The following is a 17,309-nucleotide window of genomic DNA, read 5'->3' as shown; positions in this document are numbered from 1 at the left end:
TTAGAGATAGAGTGCACTCAAGCGAAGTATTTCTTCTTGGGTGAGTGATTCGGTCTTTTCGACGCCAGCCAAGCGACCATTAGACATTACTGCAATGCGGTCAGTGATACCGAGCAACTCGGTCATTTCACTGGAGACAACGATAACGGTCTTGCCCTTCTTAGCCAAGTCTAAAATTATTTGGTAGATTTCGTACTTGGCTCCGACGTCAATCCCCCGCGTTGGCTCGTCGAAGAGATAGATATCCGCATCGGTTAGTAGCCAACGGCCAATAATAACCTTCTGCTGGTTACCACCTGATAAGGAGCGGATTTGTGTTCGTTGACTTGGGGTCTTGATGGCCATGGCATCAATCATGCGTTGGGTGTCGCTACCCATGGAAGCATTGCGAATCAGACCTAACTTACCGCGATAGTGGCGCATGTTAGAGATAACCGTGTTAAAACGAATGTCCGCGATTGGGAAAATCCCAGTTGCCCGGCGTTCTTCTGTCACTAAGGCAAAGCCATTTTTGATAGCGTCGCGGGAGTTGTTATTATGAATTAACTTACCATTCTTGTAAATCTCGCCACTGGCTAGGGTTGCAATCCCGAAGATACATTCAATTAGTTCAGTCCGACGAGAGCCCACTAAACCGGCAATCCCCAAAACTTCGCCTTCGTGAACAGTTAAGGATACGTCTTGAATGCTTGGTTGATATTTAGCGGTCAAATTGCGCACCTCTAAGGTTACCTGGCCAGGATGATTGTTGCGAGGTGGGAAGCGATGGCCGATATCCCGCCCTACCATGAGTTGAATGATACGTTCCATGGTTAAGTCTTTAGCTGCTTCTGTCGCAATCCATTGGCCGTCTCGCATAATGGTCACTTCATCCGAAATGGCTAAAATTTCTTCCATTTTATGGGAGATATAAACCAAGCCACAACCTTGATCCTTGAGTTGGTTCATGATGCGGAAGAGGTGCTGAACTTCTTGCTCCGTTAGAGAGGAAGTTGGCTCGTCTAGGATAATTACCTTGGCATCGTAGCTGACTGCCTTGGCAATCTCAATCATCTGACGTTGGGAGACGGAGAGTTTACCAATGATAGTCCGTGGATCAATATCCAAGTTGAGTTGCTGGAAGATGGCCTTGGTATCTTGGTACATCTTATGCTCGTCAATCAGGCCAAGTTTGTTTTTTGGGAAGCGGCCCAACCAGATATTTTCCATGACGCTACGTTTAAGAACCTGATTCAGTTCCTGATGGACCATGGAGACGCCTTGTTCCAATGCTTGTTTTGGGTTGTTAAAGCGTACGGGTTGGCCATTGAGTTTGATACTACCGGAGTCCTCGATATAGATACCGAAGAGACATTTCATCATAGTTGATTTACCAGCACCGTTCTCACCCATGAGGGCGTGAATGGTGCCTGGGCGAACTTTAAGTCGTGCACCGTCCAAGGCTTTGACCCCTGGAAACTCCTTGACGATATCTTCAATATCCAATAGGTACTCTGCGATTTGTGTCATAATGTCACCACCTTATAGGATTTGAGTCTATTCTACCTCCAATGGCGAAACGCTTACATAGAATAATTTACGCATAAGGTTCGAAAATTTACGCTATTGCTAGATTGATTCAGACTTATAATCGCGTTATAATAGGAAGATAGAAAATACATAAGGAGGAAAGAAGATGTCAATTTTAGATGATTTAACATGGCGTGGTGCCATCAATCAGCAGACTAACGCTCAAGGCTTAGAAGAACTAGTAAATAAGAAGGCGATTGGCTTATATTGTGGCGTCGACCCAACAGGGGATTCCATGCACATTGGACATTTAATTCCCTTTATGATTCTTAAGCGCTTCCAGCTGGCTGGGCATAAACCAGTAGTGCTAATTGGGGGCGGCACAGGCTCAATTGGCGACCCGAGTGGGCGCAATAGCGAGCGGACCTTGCAAACCATGGATGTGGTAAAGGAAAACGCGCGTAAATTAGCAGACCAGATGAACCGTCTCTTCCTAAAAGGGGATGTTCAAGCGAGTGGTTTCCGGATTGTAAATAACTACGACTGGCTTAGCCAGATCTCGCTCTTAGATTTCTTGCGTGACTATGGTAAACATTTCAACATTAATAATATGTTGGCTAAGGATGTTGTCGCGTCTCGACTAGAGGTAGGGATTTCCTTTACTGAGTTTAGCTACCAGATCCTTCAATCCATTGACTTTGCCCATCTATATAAAGAATACGATGTTCAATTACAAATTGGCGGCGCCGATCAATGGGGCAACATTACGGCCGGATTGGATTTTATTCGTCGGACTGAAGGCCATGAGACTGAAGTCTATGGGCTGACCATTCCGCTTATGCTCAAATCTGATGGCACTAAGTTTGGTAAAACAGCAGGTGGGGCAGTTTGGTTGGATCCAGAGAAAACAACGCCATTTGAGTTCTACCAATTCTGGCTCAATCAACAAGATGGTGATGTGGTTAAATTCCTTAAGTACTTTACCTTCTTATCTCATGAAGAGATTGATGCCTTGGCTGTCGAAATTGAGACTCAGCCTCACTTGCGGGTTGCCCACAAGCGTTTGGCTGAAGAAGTAACGCGCTTTGTTCACGGGCAAGAGGCTCTAGATGAAGCCATTCGGATTACAGAAGCTTTATTTACAGGCGAGGTGGGTTCGCTCACGGTTCATGAAATCGAGCAAGGTTTTAGAAATATGCCGCAAGCTAGCACCTCAAGAGAGCAAGCTAACCTAGCTGTTTGGTTAGTAGATATTGGTATTGTTAAATCTCGTCGTGAAGCCAGAGAATTTATTTCTAATGGCGCGATTACCTTGAATGGCACCAAGGTAACCGATGTGGAAGCTGTGATTACGCCTCAAGATGCTATTGGGGGTAAATATGTGGTCGTACGCCGGGGTAAGAAAAATTACACACTCGTTACCTATCAAGATTAAGATGTGAGAAGCAGGCTTTTGGGCCTGCTTTTTTGCGCGCGAGTAAGGCGGGGTGAGCAAGTAGGTGGGGGATTGTCTCAATTCCAGGGCAGAAAAGGTCCCCAAAAATAACCGCGAAATAATATCGATGTTGCGTCAATATAACAACCTTTAGGTTTACTATATGTATAGCACCATCTTCAAGACTATCTTTTAGGATAGCTAAATCAGGCTAAAGGTCTAGACAAAAGTAAAAATCAGCTCTGTAGCTCTATTTCGTCAGTTGTAGAACGTCGAAAGGGAGGTATATTTGCCTATCTATTGTGGCAAAAAAGAGTCAAAAAACGAAAAATAACCAAGTAAAATTACAGCTATGTTACAGATGCTATACGAATCGTCGAAAAACCGCACCTTAGCAAAAACTTGTGGTATCATGTAAGCATGTCATAAAAAGATAAACCAAAGCCTGTGTCCAACACAAGCGTGATATACAAAATTACGAGACTAAAAGGAGTCAAATCGCTTATGAACAAGAGATTATTCAAAACGTTATTAACTTCAGCCGTCGTATTAGGGAGCGTAGCTGCACCTGTGGCTGCTTTCGCACAAGACTACGATTCATTAATCGGGCAAAGTGAAAGCCAAATCGAAAACTTATCGGCTGCTCAAGCACAACTTTACGCACAATTAGCAAGTTCTTATGCTAAGTTGCAAGAAGTTCAAGCGCAAGCAACTACTCTTCAAGGGAATATCCAAGAAAATGACGCAGCAATTGCAAGCTTACAAGCAGAAATCAAAGACTTAGAAGTAGCAATTGGCAAACGCGAAAGCCTCTTGGCAGATCAAGCTCGTGCTGTTCAAGCAACAGGTGGGGCAGAAAACTATGTTAACGTTGTAGCTTCTTCTAAATCTGTTAGCGACTTTGTTGGCCGTGTAGACGTTGTGAAGAAGATGGTTTCAGCTAACAAAACACTTTTAGGCCAACAAAAGGCTGATAAAGAAGCTGTTGAAACTAAGAAATCTGCAGTAGAAACGACTAAAGCAGACAACGTTGCTAAGCATGTACAATTAGAAGCTCTTAAAGGTGCTTTGACTGAAGAGCAAGCTAACAACGAAGCAGTATACAACCAATTGACTTCTGACTTATCATTAGCACAAAATGCTCGTGAAGCTTTAATTGCTGAAAAGGCTGCTTACCAACAGCGTCAAGCAGAGATTGCAGCAGCACAACAAGCAGCGGCTGAACAAGCTGCCGCAGAAGCTCAAGCACAAGCTTTAGCACAACAACAAGCACAAGCAGAAGCAGCTGCCCAAGAACAAGCGGCTCAAGAGCAAGCAACTCGTGAATCTCAATTAGCTGAGCAACCAGCACCAGCAGCTGAAGAAGCAAAACCAGCTGCACCAACTACAGAAGCTGAAGCAACTAGCCAAGCGGAAGCAACTGAAAGTCAAGCGCCTGAAGCTCCTACATCTGAAACTCCAGCAGCTGAAGAGTCAACTGTTGCAGAAACTCCTTCAACTCAAGAAGAAGAGTCAACAACACCAGCTCCACAACCTGCTCAAGAAGCACCAGCAGCTGAGGAAGAACCAGAAGCTCCAGCAGCTACTACTGAAGAAGAACCAGCCGCAGCAGCACCAGCGGCTTCAACTTATGGCGATGTATTATCAACAGCTGCTAAATACGTAGGGACTCCTTATGTATGGGGCGGTAAGAGCCCAAGTGGTTTTGACTGCTCAGGTTTCGTACAATATGTCTTCAAAGAAGCATATGGTATCGATGTAGGTAGCTGGACAGTACCACAAGAATCTGCAGGGACTCGTATCTCTGTATCAGAAGCACAAGCGGGTGACCTCTACTTCTGGGGTGACGCAGGTTCAACTTACCACGTAGCGATTGCAACTGGTGGCGGGAACTTCATTCATGCTTCTCAACCAGGTACTCCATTAGGCTACAACAACATCCAAAACTTCACACCACAATTTGCAGTGCGTGTACGTTAATAAGAAGTATATTAAAAGCTGGGATTTGTATCCCAGCTTTTTTGTTACTATATATAATAGAAGAGAGTTGGCAAGGACCAACTCTCTTTTGTATATGTTGCTTACTGCAAGCAGTATTTTATTCCAAAGGGAAGAGCCAACTGGCAAATTGGGGATTGAAGAGGTCTTGCGCCTCAATCCATTGATAGGTAAGCTTAGCGGTTACATCACTAGCCTTATCAGGCTGATTTTGACCAGTTTGCCCTGCTGCATAGCCTAAAGCATAGGGGTTAGGTGTGAGATTACGGCGGATGTCCCCTGCTTCGATAGCGCTAAATACCTGAGGTTGATAGCCGATGCTGTAGATGTCAGGAATAGCTAAACTTTGATGCAAGTAATGGGCCAGCTCTTGTATAGAGACTTGATCGAGTAAGACGACAGCCGGTTTGGAAGCTAAGGCTTCAACGGCACGAAGCATAGCCTGTTGATTTTCGAGTTTGTCGCCTTCTAAAGCAAGTGACTGGTAGGCTTGGCCAGACTGATCTAGGACGTCCTGAGCTCCTTTTAGGCGCTCGATGCTTTCTTGGTTGTGTGCCTGATAGGCTAAAATGAGAGGGGGCTCTGTCCCACTATTGGCTTTCAATGCTTGTGCTAAGGCCTGGCCTTGCTCCAGAGGCGCCCAACCAAGTTGGCTTGCTTGGGATAGGTGGACTTTTGGGCTATCGATTAAGGCCACTTTAACCCCTTGCTTAAGCCAGTTTTCCAATTGAGATGTTAACTCAAGGCTATAGGTAGAGTGAAGTATCACCTGATCGCCTGTTAGGAGTTTTTGCTGGCTTAAGAGGGCCACTTGTTCATCAAGATTTTCTGGTAAAGCTAGAGTCTGAATCTCTATGTCGTCAGATGGATTGATTGAGGCTTTGAGCCCTGCCAAAAGTTGTTGGTTGTAGGGCTGGCTCAAGGCTTTACTGCTAGCAAACAAGATGCGATGTGTAATGGTCTGAGTAGGTTGACCAAGCCAAAGGCTCAATGCTAAAAGGCTAGCTAAACTGACTAGGATAAGTCCTAATAATATAGTAGAAAGTTTTCTCATGATGGCAAGTCCTCCCAATCTAAGCAAGGAATCGAGAGGCTGACGCAGGTTCCTTGGTCTTCTTGGCTATCAATTGTTAGCCCGTATTCTGGCCCAAAATAAATCTGCAAGCGCTCATGGACATTTCGCAAGCCAATGCCCGCTACATCAGATGGCTGTTTTAGCTCTCGGCGTAGTTCTTCCAAACGCTCCACACTCATGCCTTGGCCGTTGTCTTTAATTTGGATTAGAATACCTTTTTCTGTCTGCTTAGCTTCAATTGTTAGCAAGCCAGGTTCATAGAGGTTGGCCAAGCCGTGTATAATGGCGTTTTCCACAATAGGCTGTAGGATTAGTTTGATAGTAGGGTATGAGCCGACTTTCTCTGGTAGCTGGAGTTGATAGGTAAATTGTTGATTGTATCGGATTTGCTGAATCTCTAGATAGTTAGTGACGTGTTCAAATTCACGTTCCAAGGGGATGTACTCCTTGCCCTTACTTAAGGTAATACGAAGTAGCCGACCTAAGGCAGTCACCATATGCGAAGCATCTCTGGTATTTTGACTTTCTATCATCCACAGGATAGACTCCAAAGTATTATAGAGAAAATGAGGTTGGATTTGGGCTTCTAAGACATTTCGCTCACTTTTGCGTAAAGCGGCTTCTTCGAGTTTAATTTGCTCCATGAGTTGATCCACTTGGTTGAGCAGTTGGTGATAGGCCTGATAGAGCTCATTGGCTTCATCGTAACCAGAAGTCTCATAGTGACCAGTCGGAAGATCCTGAAAGTCTTGCATATGGCGCGCAAGGCGACGAATAGGACGGGCAATAAAACGAGCTAGCAAGTAGGCCAGAACGTTAATTAAGAAGGTCAAGGCTAAGAAGAGAATAAGCGAGGTCTGTAGAATTCGTGACAGACCACTAGCCAACACTTCTTGTAGGTAGGTCTTTCCGACAACGCGCCAATGGGTACCGGCCATAACCTGACTGGCTAATACGACATGGTTATCCTTATCTAGTTGGACCTTTGTGGGCTCTGTTCCTAAATCTGGAATAGTTTCCCGCTTGAGTTCAGCGGTCATCAGGGCTTGGTGGGGATGGTAGATGAGTTCTTGTTGGTCATCTATCAAGTAAGTGTAGCCTTGCTTGCCAATCCCTCCGGTCTCAAAGAAACGCTGGAAGGTTTTGATTTTATAGTCGATAAGTAGAAGGCATCGCTTGCCTTGATGGTTGAAGGGGATAGTATTAGAGATAACCCAAGGAAACTCTCCCTGGAAAAGGTGTTGAATATGAGGTTTAGAATAGAGCGTCTGATCGTGCTGTGCTTCTTTTTGATACCAATCGGGAGATAAAACCGGATGTTGGCTATTCGTTTTAAGTTGAAAACGGCTAGGAGCAAAATCTAGTACTTGGCCCTGTTCATCCAGCACCGCGATAGATTGGATATCTCGGTTAAGGGTGACGCTAGAATCAAGCAAATCATGCAAAGCTTGAGGTGTTAGGATTTCGAGTGTGAGGCGGCGGATGATTGCCTCGTTGGCAACATCCATTGTGGCAATCATGGTTTCCAAGGCTTCTGTCGAGCGCGCCACGTGTTGTTCGGTTAGGGTCATGGTCTGCTTAATTAAGAGATCGCGTGCAATTTGATAATGGCCCCAGAGACTAATGCCTAGAATAGAAGTTGATAAGAGGAAGCAAGTTAAATAAATCACTCGGTGCAAGGGTTGACGCTTGGTAGGGGTCATAGCGAGGGGCTCCCTTCTTGGGCGGCTTCACGAATTTGGCGCGGCGATAGGCCAAAGTAGCGCTTAGTACTATAGGAGAAGTAGTGAGTGTCGGTATAGCCGACGGCTAAGGCTACTTCTTGTACCTTGGCTGAGCTAGTTAGTAAGAGCTCTTTTGCCTTATTCATACGAATTTGAATCAAGTGTTCCTTGAAGGATTGTCCTGTCTCGCGAGTGAATAGAGAGCTGAGATAGTTAGGGCTGACATGCATTAACTGAGCCAAACGTTTGCCTGTAAAAAGTGGGTCTTGATAATGTTGTTGCATTAAACGCAAGCCTTGCTGGGTTAAAGATTCTTTGAGAGTTTGGCGTTCGCTCTGGATTAAGAGTAATAACTTTTTGCTGTGAGCCAGGAAGGTCTGCATTAAATCCGCTACTGGGGCTTGGCTAGCTACTACCATTTGAGACATAAAGGACTCAATCAACGGTGAGTTTTGGATGCCGGTGAGGTTTTGACTGATGCGAATAACCCGTGAAGTTAATTCTAGGAAAAAGAGATAGTCGGCCGAAGGAGTAGAGGATTGGAGATGACTTTGGTTAATTAAGCTCACAATGTAATCCTCAAACTCAGGATAGGAAGCAATCTTAATCAAAGACAAGAGTCGTTGATCAGGTGTCGCATCGTAGTCTAGGTTTGATTCCATCTCGACACTGAAATCGCCATAGTAACATAGGGCAGTATTTGGCACCGATTGACAGTAATCATATGCCTGTAGGGCCTGATGATAGAGGCGTTTTAAGTCCATCAAATGTGAGGATACTTGACTAATACCAAGGTAGAGGGTACGTCGATAATTTTTCAGGAAGGTTTGCTGGATATCTTGCAGCAAAAGGTCGAGGCTAGTTGAGATATCGGGCTTATCATGGCTAAGGATGATGATTAACTTACCAGCAAAAGGGAAGGCTTCGGCCGGCAAATATTTATGACAGACCTCTAGGACGGTCTTGCGATAGGAGACCCAACTAAGCTCTTCGGCAAAGAGAATGTCTCGCATATCCGGGCTGATGGCGTGGATAGGGCTAGAAGACTGGCGTGGACAGAGGCTAATGACGGTATAATGAGGGCCGGGAATTTCTAATTGATAGAGATTAATACGGTTTTGCCAGTAAGAGGTATCTTCCAGGGATAAAGGCTCGGTTACAAGGCTAATAAGCAAACTCCGACGGGAGGCCTCAATGGTTGTCATATACTCCCGTGTCATTTCCTGCATATCCAGAGCACGCTGGCGCTGAGCGTCTAGGTTCTGGCTAACACGGGATAGAGCGGCTTGGATATCTGTAGGAGTGATAGGTTTCAGTAGATATTCTTGAATATTTAGACGAATAGCATTCTGAGCATAGTCGAATTTGTCGTGGCCACTGATAAAGATAATCTTGATAGTGGGATCAAATTCGTAGATGGCTTGACTCAATTCAAAGCCGTCCATGAGTGGCATGCAAATGTCGGTAATGACAACATCGGGACAAGTTTCTTCGATAATGGCTAGGGCTTCTTGCCCATTGCTGGCAGTGCCTACTAGTTCATAGCCCAAAGAAGTCCAATCCATTAGGTTGACAATGGACTGGAGCACAAAAGTCTCGTCATCTACAAATACAAGTTTTCGTCGGGTGGTCATGCAAGTCCCTCCTGAGGACATAAAATAGGTAACGCTTTCTATCAGTTTAACACAATTTTTGGGGATAGCATAGGGCCCTATATAAAAAGCCACAAGTCATCAGACCTGTGGCTTTCTAGTTTTAAGCTTATTTTTTAAGTTGGAAGGTAATATCGCCGGATTTAGTTAAGGACTTAAAGTCTTTGTCATAGAGGTTGACGTTCAAAGTAAGTGAGCGATCTTTGTAGAGATCATAGTCATCCTTGCTGTAGACGAATGCTAAGTGGTAAGTATACTCTTGGCCAGGTTCTACTACTTCCTTATCTTTGGCCGGCTCAACTTCAACCATGCCTTCGTGCATTAATTTTAGTTGGTCATTGAAAACTAAGTTACCAGCGGTCTGACGTGCGTTCAAGGCAACTTTACCGTTGTTCTTAACGGTAATTTCAGCAGTTAAGACTACCACACCACCTTTAAGTTTTTCGAAACGGCTAGCTTGATCCTCGTTAGGCTTGAAGTCAACCAATTGGTAGCCGTTCAAAGTCACATCATAGCCTTCAAAGTTAACGTTTTGCTTATCAGTACTTGAGCTAATGAGGGTCTTAGTTCCCCAGTTTTCAGCAGTCAGTTTGTCAGGGTAGAATTTGCTAGCCGCTGAGCGTTTTTCTTCCCCTTCTTTAGACGTTGGCAGAATAGTAGATGCCGTAGGTACAATAGCATCCGTAATTTTGTCCCCTTGATTAGCTAATACAACGAGGGTATCGAATGATAACGCGCCATTTTTGTTTAATTGTTTGAGGGCGTCGCCACCAATTGTTAGGACAACGAAGCCGCGAAGCTCAGTTTTAGCCTTAAGTACTTGCTTGGCGTCTACAACAGCCTTAGTTAGGTCTTTCGTCTCGTCTAGTAAGTTGTTGTTGTGGCTCACTGCTCTGTTATAGCCTACAATGGAGCCAGAGAAACCGCCGGTAATGTATGCATCTTTATCTGAGTCATTCTTAAGGGAGACATCAAGTACAAGAACAGCGCCAGTTTGGGTATTGCCACCAAAAGGAATCTCTAAGTCTTTGGAAAAATCTTTGAGGGAGATTAAGCTGTAGGCATGGATGGTTTCCGTAACAGGAGCCTTGCCTAAGGTAATAGGGGTTGAGTTTGTGTAAGTTACGCTAGCTTCTTTAGCAGAAGCTGCAGTCTTGATAGCCTCCGTTACCGCCTTGAAGTCTGTACTAGATTCTGAACTAGCGGTACTTTCTTGGCTACTAGCGCTTGACTCGCTGTTTGAAGATTCTGCCAAAGCAATTGATGGTCCTGCTAAGAGGGCCGTTAACGATAAGCTGCATAGGAAAATGCGTAAAGTTTTTTTCATTTCATTACCTCCAATAGTAAATCCTAGTCATATTATAATACAGAATGGATAGGCATGCAAAGTTGTCTAGTACTATGACTTGATAGGGCCCAAGAGCATGCTAGCCCAAGCTTCATGGAGTGATTCTTGATCGGAAGGTTGGAAGAGGCCAGCCAAGACGTCGCGATAGAGGCGAGAAAGTTCGTTTTGGCTGAAGTAGGCTTGTCCTCCACAAGCGCGAATCACCTCTTCGACTGCTATTTTAGAGGCTTCAACGGAACGGTTTTTTAGGGCGGACAGGCGTGGTAACCAGCTCAAATCGTAAGGTTGACCTTGATCTAAAGCTTGGCAGAAATGATTAAGTTGAGGTGGGATGGCATCCAGTTGGATAGCGGCTTCAGCCAAGCGCCAACGGATGTTCTTGTCCTGGTCGTAAGTTGTCTGGTTGCTGACAGAATAACGATTTTTGACCGTTTCTAGGCCCAGTTCGAGGGCTCGTTGCCCAATGCCTAAATAGGTAGCGGCAAGTAGAATCTCGAAATAAGCGAAAATACCGAAAACGGTGGGCTCTAAACTTGGGCCAGGAGCCAGTTTGGCCAAGATTTGTTCGGGTCTTACTTGCAGACCCTTGAGCGTCACACTGTGTGATTGAGTGGCACGCATACCAAGCGTATCCCAGTTTTCGTGAATCTCTAATTGATTATCTTGTTTGTGGGCATAGGCAAAGACAGACTGGGCTTGTTCTTGGCTGGAATCGGTCGCAAAGGTCACGAAACGGCTGCAGGCCTTAATCATCGACAGGAAGACCTTGTCGCCATAGAAAAGATAGCCCCCATCTGATTGGGGTTGAGCCTGGCAGATAGAGCCGAAGAGAACGCGGTCGTTAGAAGGTTCCGAGATGCCGAAGGCTAGGAGGTGACCTTCAGCCGCGTCTTTTAGGATTTGCTGGCCTGCAGTTTGGTCATGAGCTACTAGATGACGGCCCAAGCCTACAATGATCTGGTGCATATTAATGCCTAAGGCAGTACCAGGTGCTGCCTTGGCTAGGCGGGTTTGTTCCTGCGCGATTTCTTGAAGTGTGAGACCGTGCCCGCCAAATTCTTTGGGTACAAAGGCCTTGTAGTAGCCAGCTTCTTTGAGAGCTTGATAGTCTAGCTCAGGAAATTCGTTGCTTCGGTCGTAATGGTCTGCGCGTTGATGGATAGAATCGAGTAGTGAATCAGATAAAAACATAGCGGACACTCCTTGGAAAGTAGTTAGTAAAATAGATGGATGCTTGATTTCCTTCCTTATTATAACATGATTGCTGTGTGACGCCTTGCTAAACGCTTGCAAATAGCGACTGACGAGGCAAATGTGATACAATGAGAATAGCAAAAGGAGAGCGAGAAAGATGAGATTGTTGCTAGCAGAAGATGAATTAGATTTAGCTAAGGGAATCCAGGCTATTCTCAAGCATCATCATTATGATGTGGATCATGTAGCCGATGGAGAAGAAGCCCTCTTGTACGCACGCTCTATGGAGTATGATGGCCTGATATTAGATGTCATGATGCCTAAGAAATCGGGCTTCGATGTCCTAACGGCTTTGCGGAGCGAAGGTTCTCAAGTGCCAACCTTGCTTTTAACGGCTAAAAACCAAATTGAAGACAAGGTGCAAGGGCTTGATTTAGGGGCGGATGATTATTTAACCAAGCCCTTTGATATGCAGGAACTTCTAGCCCGTATTCGGTCTATGTTGCGACGTCCGGCCAACTTGGTAGAGAATGATTTGCGTTATGGTGATTTAACCCTCTACCGGCAACGGGCCAGTCTAGCGGTAGGAGCGGCTGAACTCCCCTTAAATAAGCGAGAGTTTCAACTGATGGAGATGCTCTTGTTGAACCAACAACAGGTTTTGTCCTCCGAATTAATAATGGAAAGAATCTGGGGCTTAGACTCCGACGCGGAGATTAATGTGGTCTGGGTCAATATTTCGTCCTTACGCAAAAAATTACAACAGCTGAGTTCTAAAGTGACGATTAAGGCCTCGCGAGGCCTGGGTTACCAGCTGGAGGTGGCGCATGATTAAGCAGATGCAAGGCCGTTTTGTCCGAATCGCCATGCTATCTTTTACGGCTGTGCTCTTGTGCCTGCTCCTGGGTTTGAATGGGCTTAACTATTGGCAGACGGTTCAAGAGCTAGATGGCGAAGCAAGTCACCTAATAGACCAGAGCCAGAATCAGCATCAGGGCAATCAGGAAAGACCGCCTCTGCCGAAGAATCAGGGCTTTGATTGGGCTAGACTCTGGCAGAGCTATCAGGAACCGAATTATCACACGGCTCGTTATATATACGCTAAAACCGATGCCGATGGTAAGTTAGTGACTAGCCAATTAGACCGCATGGATGATTATGACCAGGGGACTTTGGCGAATATGCTCAGTCCACTCTTGAAATCTTCTAAAAACCGGGGCTGGATTGGCGTACTGCGCTACTATCAGCGGACGAATTCGCAAGGAGAAAAGGAATGGCTCTTTGTAGATGCGGGACGGCAGCTTCAGGCGGTGACTCGCTTGGCCATGATTTCGCTGGGTATCTTGGTTTTGACCTTACTCATCGTCTATGGTCTACTTCGATACTTTTCTAATAGAGCCATTCGGCCTTTGATTAACAATATTAAACGTCAACAGGAATTTATTAGTAATGCCAGCCACGAGATTAAGACCCCTTTAGCGGTTCTGGCTACCAATAACGATGTCTTGGAATTGACAGGATGCAAGAATGAATGGACCCAAAGTAATCGCAGGCAAATCCAACGCTTAAATGCCTTAGTGGAGCAGATGCTGCAATTAGCTCGCTATGACGAAGGCCGAGTCGCGCTAAATCCGGAGTCTCTGGATTTAGTCGCCTTGTTAAAACAAGCGTTGGGTGATCTTGGGGGATTGCTTGAAGCAAATCGGGCGCAGGTTTCCTTGAATTTGCCTGATAGCATTCTATTAACTATCGACAGGGCTTCTTTTCAACAGGTCAGCCAGGTTCTACTCGAAAATGCCCTTCAGTATCATCTGGCAGGGACAGAGATTGAGGTTGGCTGGCGACAAACTGACAAGAGCTTGTTTGTGGCCAATCATTGTCAGGAAATGAGTCAAGAGCAGGCAGAGCGCTTATTCGAGCGTTTCTATCGGCCAGACCAAGGGCGCCAACGTGACCAAGGAGGAAGTGGGATGGGCTTGTCCTTAGCCCAAGCGGTAGCAGAACGCAATGGTTGGCATTTAAAAGTCGGCATGCGTTCAGAGACTGAAATAGAATTTACTATTCGATTCTAGCTAGGCGAGCAATCCTGCTTGAAGTCGCTAGGGCAGAGTACTAAAATAGGAAGTGCGATACATATTATATAGTAGAAAGAAGGAATAGGATGGAAATCAATGAAACTTTGTTGCGTGCCTTGAGTGAAGTCAATGGGATTGCGGGTAATGAAGGTGCGGTTCGCCAACTTTTCAAAGAAGAAACGGCACCTTATGCGCAAGGCTACGTTCAAGATGGTCTTGGTGGCTTATTTGCGGAGCATATTGGGGATGCCAGCGGTCCGCGGATTATGATGGCTGCTCACTTTGATGAAGTGGGGTTTATGGTTAGTCAGATTACGGATAAGGGCTTCCTAAAGTTTGTGCCGATTGGTGGTTGGTGGAGCCAGGTAGTTTTGGCCCAGCAAGTGACCATTACGACGCGAGACGGCAAAACCTACCATGGTGTGACGGGCTCTAAGCCTCCACATGTTCTGCCTGCGGAAGCACGCAAGATGGCGGTCGATATAGCGGATGTCTTTGTCGATTTAGGAGCGACTTCTAAGGAAGAAGTGCTAGAGTGGGGTATTCGTCCGGGGGACATGATTACGCCGTATATCGAATATCGTCGTCTCAATGGTGGACCTTTTCTCTTGGGGAAAGCTTGGGATAACCGCATCGGCGTTGCAGTTGCGATTGAAGTATTAAAATATGCAGCCAGCCAAGATCATGCTAGCCAGCTCTTTATCGGGGCGAATGTTCAGGAAGAAGTTGGTTTGCGTGGCGCTAAGGGCGCGACCCACAAACTGAATCCTGCTATTAGTTTTGCATTAGATACAGGGACAGCGGGTGATACACCAGGTATGACGACTAAAGAAGCAGACAGTGAATTAGGCAAAGGGCCTCAAGTTTTAATTTATGATGCGTCTATGATTCCTCACAAAGGCCTGCGTGACTTTGTGATTGATGTGGCGGAAGAAGAAGGCATTCCATTCCAATTCACCAGCATAAAGGGTGGCGGAACGGATGCTGGGGCACAGCACCAAAGTCTTGATGGCGTGCCATCCATTGCCATTACCATTCCGGTTCGCTACTTACATTCCCATACTTCGATTATTCACGAAAATGACTTCAAACATACAGTGGCGCTGATGACTGCCTTGCTCAAACGCCTCAACAGTCAGACGGTTGCCGATATTGTGGCTAATGTCTAGGGGGTAGGACATATGCATATTCATTGTTTAGGATGTGCCGGAGGTTACCCAATGGGAGACAATGGCACGACTGCTTTTGTGGTTTCAAGTCAGGACAGGTCCTATCATATTTTGCTTGATGCAGGGAGTGGCGCTGCACGTGCCTTAGAAAATTATCTAGATGTACTAGAGCTTAATGCTGTCATTGTGTCCCATGACCATGCTGATCATGTGGCGGATCTAGGTACTATCCAGCATTTATTAATGTTGAAACCTTCAGGTGCTAAACATGCACCAGTGCCTATTTATTTGCATGACCAATCGGTATTTCCGCCATTGGCCATTGAGGACAAAACTAGCCAATTATTGAGCTATAGGGAAGATAGTGTCTTAGAATGTGGGCCTTTCCGCGTAAGTTTCTGCCAGACGGTCCATCCACTTCCTTGCTATGCTATGCGTGTGGAAGAGATGGAAACAGGGCAAGTCTTAGTCTTTACGGCTGATACTGGCTGGTGCCCAGAGCTAATCGACTTCAGTCAGGGTGCCCATGTATTAATTGCTGATTCAGCCTTTACTAACGAACGGGGGCGAAACGAGATTCATATGACGGCTAGTGAAGTCGCGCAATTGGCCAATCAGGCCCATGTGCAAACCCTGATAGCTAGTCATATGGCACCGCATGCGGATCAAACTCTCATCCTCCAACAAATAGCGGCGGATTTGAACCCGGATATTAATTTAATTCATTGTCAGCCGGGTCTGACTATATCACTTTAAGAGGGAGCGTATAATATGTATTTCGTTGATAATGGCAACAACTATGACGCAAGTCTGAATATTGCTTTAGAAACTTATTTGGTAGAGAACCGATTGGTCGATGAGCCCATCTTGCTCTTTTACATTAATGATCCTTCTATTATAGTAGGAAGAAACCAAAACACCATTGAAGAAGTAAACCAAGCCTACGTAGAAGAAAAAGGAATTCGAGTGGTTCGCCGTATGTCCGGCGGTGGGGCTGTCTACCACGATCGAGGGAACTTTTCATTTTGCTTCATTAAAGACGATGACGGCTCCTTCCGAGATTTCGCTAGCTTCACGCAACCGGTAATTGAAGCTTTGCATAAAATGGGAGCAAAAGGAGCGGAGCTCAAAGGGCGAAATGATCTGCTGATTGAGGACAAGAAGTTTTCAGGCAATGCCATGTATGCAAAGAATGGGCGTATGACCGCTCATGGGACCATCTTGTTTGATGCAGATTTAGAGGAGGTCACTAAAGCTCTTAAACCTCGCAAGGAAAAGTTCGAATCCAAGGGGATTAAATCGGTGCGAAGTCGCGTGACTAATATTAAACCTTATGTGTTACCGGAATATCAAAAACTCACTACCGAAGAGTTCCGTGATTTACTCTTGCTTGAAATATTTGGCGTGGAAAGTCGCGACCAAGTCAAAGAATTTAAGTTGACTGAAGCGGATTGGGCCAAAGTCCGAGAGATTCAAGCTGAACGCTTCGGCAATTGGGAATGGAACTATGGACAATCACCAGCTTTTGCTATCCAAATGAGTCAGAAGTTCCCATTTGGCTTTGTCGATTTCCGTTTCAATGTGGAGCAAGGGGTTATTAAGGAAGTTAAAGTCTATGGTGACTTCTTTGGCCTAGGAGATATTAGCGATGTAGAAGACGCGCTAGTAGGCGTCCGCTTCGAGCGCGAGGCTGTCAACCAGGTCTTTGAGAACTTAGACTTCAATAAATATTTTGGACGAGTAACAGCAGAAGAAATTCTAAGCTTAATCTTCGGCTAGAATTGGCACTATATATAGGGGAGGCCACTTGGCTATACAACCTATATATAGTGTTTTTCTTTTGGACCAAAAAAAGGACTGAAAAGTAGCTAGAAAGTGTTGACTTAGTGGGCTTAGTCATGGTATATTACATTATGTTCTTAGGAACACACGAACCATTTTCTAAAAATCGTCAAAAGCATTCGAAAAAGCTTTGACATCGACAGAAGATGGTGCTAATATATAGAAGTTGTCGCTGAGACAACGGCAAAGCAAAAACTTCGAAAAAACTTCTGAAAAGTTGTTGACAGAAAGTAAGGCTTGTGCTAATATATAGAAGTTGTCACGTGGTGGCAAGGAGCACATTGAAAA

General features: G+C 45.4%; 14 protein-coding genes. 7 read left to right on the top strand and 7 right to left on the bottom strand.

Annotated features, from left to right (window positions below; translation table 11 throughout):
- Complete coding sequence (locus RWO08_RS06715) at positions 1-1,509, bottom strand: ATP-binding cassette domain-containing protein (protein WP_291427547.1); 1,509 nt, start codon at positions 1,507-1,509, stop codon at positions 1-3.
- Between the two features lie 166 nt (positions 1,510-1,675).
- On the opposite strand from RWO08_RS06715, the gene tyrS reads away from it, so the two are divergent.
- Positions 1,676-2,944: a tyrosine--tRNA ligase gene (tyrS, locus tag RWO08_RS06710; protein ID WP_070756630.1), complete on the top strand. Its 1,269-nt coding sequence runs from the start codon at positions 1,676-1,678 to the stop codon at positions 2,942-2,944.
- A 504-nt stretch (positions 2,945-3,448) separates the two neighbouring features.
- Positions 3,449-4,924 (top strand): NlpC/P60 family protein, encoded by a 1,476-nt coding sequence (locus tag RWO08_RS06705; protein WP_291427548.1) that lies wholly within the window; start codon positions 3,449-3,451, stop codon positions 4,922-4,924.
- Positions 4,925-5,042: 118 nt separating this feature from the next.
- Here RWO08_RS06705 and RWO08_RS06700 read toward each other — a convergent pair whose 3' ends face one another.
- From RWO08_RS06700 to RWO08_RS06680, 5 genes are all read right to left on the bottom strand, one after another.
- Positions 5,043-5,996 carry a substrate-binding domain-containing protein gene (locus RWO08_RS06700; protein ID WP_291427549.1) on the bottom strand — a complete coding sequence of 318 codons (954 nt, stop codon included), beginning with the start codon at positions 5,994-5,996 and terminating at the stop codon, positions 5,043-5,045.
- Positions 5,993-7,720, bottom strand: coding sequence for a sensor histidine kinase (locus RWO08_RS06695; protein WP_314211587.1), 1,728 nt, complete (start codon positions 7,718-7,720; stop codon positions 5,993-5,995). Before RWO08_RS06695 ends, RWO08_RS06700 begins: the two co-directional genes overlap by 4 nt.
- On the bottom strand, positions 7,717-9,375 hold the full coding sequence (locus tag RWO08_RS06690; protein WP_314211586.1) for a response regulator: 1,659 nt from the start codon (positions 9,373-9,375) through the stop codon (positions 7,717-7,719). Before RWO08_RS06690 ends, RWO08_RS06695 begins: the two co-directional genes overlap by 4 nt.
- A gap of 127 nt (positions 9,376-9,502) precedes the next feature.
- Complete coding sequence (locus RWO08_RS06685) at positions 9,503-10,720, bottom strand: hypothetical protein (protein ID WP_314211585.1); 1,218 nt, start codon at positions 10,718-10,720, stop codon at positions 9,503-9,505.
- A 72-nt stretch (positions 10,721-10,792) separates the two neighbouring features.
- Positions 10,793-11,932: an acyl-CoA dehydrogenase family protein gene (locus tag RWO08_RS06680; RefSeq protein WP_311466138.1), complete on the bottom strand. Its 1,140-nt coding sequence runs from the start codon at positions 11,930-11,932 to the stop codon at positions 10,793-10,795.
- A gap of 160 nt (positions 11,933-12,092) precedes the next feature.
- Here RWO08_RS06680 and RWO08_RS06675 point away from each other — a divergent pair, with 160 nt between their 5' ends.
- The 5 genes from RWO08_RS06675 to RWO08_RS06655 all read left to right on the top strand — a co-directional run bounded on the left by RWO08_RS06675 (position 12,093) and on the right by RWO08_RS06655 (position 16,958).
- Complete coding sequence (locus tag RWO08_RS06675; protein WP_291427553.1) at positions 12,093-12,770, top strand: response regulator transcription factor; 678 nt, start codon at positions 12,093-12,095, stop codon at positions 12,768-12,770.
- Entirely contained in the window at positions 12,763-14,007 is a 1,245-nt protein-coding gene (locus RWO08_RS06670) for a cell wall metabolism sensor histidine kinase WalK (RefSeq protein WP_291431027.1), read from the top strand. The genes RWO08_RS06675 and RWO08_RS06670 overlap by 8 nt, the downstream gene beginning before the upstream one ends.
- Before the next feature lie 89 nt (positions 14,008-14,096).
- On the top strand, positions 14,097-15,179 hold the full coding sequence (locus RWO08_RS06665) for a M42 family metallopeptidase (RefSeq protein WP_314211584.1): 1,083 nt from the start codon (positions 14,097-14,099) through the stop codon (positions 15,177-15,179).
- A 12-nt stretch (positions 15,180-15,191) separates the two neighbouring features.
- Positions 15,192-15,935: an MBL fold metallo-hydrolase gene (locus RWO08_RS06660; RefSeq protein WP_314211583.1), complete on the top strand. Its 744-nt coding sequence runs from the start codon at positions 15,192-15,194 to the stop codon at positions 15,933-15,935.
- A 15-nt stretch (positions 15,936-15,950) separates the two neighbouring features.
- Positions 15,951-16,958 carry a lipoate--protein ligase gene (locus RWO08_RS06655; protein ID WP_314211582.1) on the top strand — a complete coding sequence of 336 codons (1,008 nt, stop codon included), beginning with the start codon at positions 15,951-15,953 and terminating at the stop codon, positions 16,956-16,958.
- A 162-nt stretch (positions 16,959-17,120) separates the two neighbouring features.
- Here RWO08_RS06655 and RWO08_RS06650 read toward each other — a convergent pair.
- On the bottom strand, positions 17,121-17,309 hold a 189-nt coding region (locus RWO08_RS06650), incomplete at its 5' end, for a hypothetical protein (protein WP_314211581.1).

It is taken from the genome of uncultured Abiotrophia sp., from assembly GCF_963520105.1.
Taxonomy (GTDB): Bacteria; Bacillota; Bacilli; order Lactobacillales; family Aerococcaceae; genus Abiotrophia.
Note: the sequence above shows the minus strand (reverse complement) of the source record. Positions and strands in the feature narration are given on the sequence as shown.

Bases quoted from the DNA above. Each gene is read 5' to 3' on its own strand.
- RWO08_RS06675 (WP_291427553.1), top strand. From the start codon at position 12,093: ATGAGATTGTTGCTAGCAGAAGATGAATTAGATTTAGCTAAGGGAATC.
- RWO08_RS06685 (WP_314211585.1), bottom strand. From the start codon at position 10,720: ATGAAAAAAACTTTACGCATTTTCCTATGCAGCTTATCGTTAACGGCC.
- RWO08_RS06700 (WP_291427549.1), bottom strand. From the start codon at position 5,996: ATGAGAAAACTTTCTACTATATTATTAGGACTTATCCTAGTCAGTTTA.
- RWO08_RS06705 (WP_291427548.1), top strand. From the start codon at position 3,449: ATGAACAAGAGATTATTCAAAACGTTATTAACTTCAGCCGTCGTATTA.
- RWO08_RS06715 (WP_291427547.1), bottom strand. From the start codon at position 1,509: ATGACACAAATCGCAGAGTACCTATTGGATATTGAAGATATCGTCAAG.
- RWO08_RS06680 (WP_311466138.1), bottom strand. From the start codon at position 11,932: ATGTTTTTATCTGATTCACTACTCGATTCTATCCATCAACGCGCAGAC.
- tyrS (WP_070756630.1), top strand. From the start codon at position 1,676: ATGTCAATTTTAGATGATTTAACATGGCGTGGTGCCATCAATCAGCAG.
- RWO08_RS06660 (WP_314211583.1), top strand. From the start codon at position 15,192: ATGCATATTCATTGTTTAGGATGTGCCGGAGGTTACCCAATGGGAGAC.
- RWO08_RS06690 (WP_314211586.1), bottom strand. From the start codon at position 9,375: ATGACCACCCGACGAAAACTTGTATTTGTAGATGACGAGACTTTTGTG.
- RWO08_RS06655 (WP_314211582.1), top strand. From the start codon at position 15,951: ATGTATTTCGTTGATAATGGCAACAACTATGACGCAAGTCTGAATATT.
- RWO08_RS06670 (WP_291431027.1), top strand. From the start codon at position 12,763: ATGATTAAGCAGATGCAAGGCCGTTTTGTCCGAATCGCCATGCTATCT.
- RWO08_RS06665 (WP_314211584.1), top strand. From the start codon at position 14,097: ATGGAAATCAATGAAACTTTGTTGCGTGCCTTGAGTGAAGTCAATGGG.
- RWO08_RS06695 (WP_314211587.1), bottom strand. From the start codon at position 7,720: ATGACCCCTACCAAGCGTCAACCCTTGCACCGAGTGATTTATTTAACT.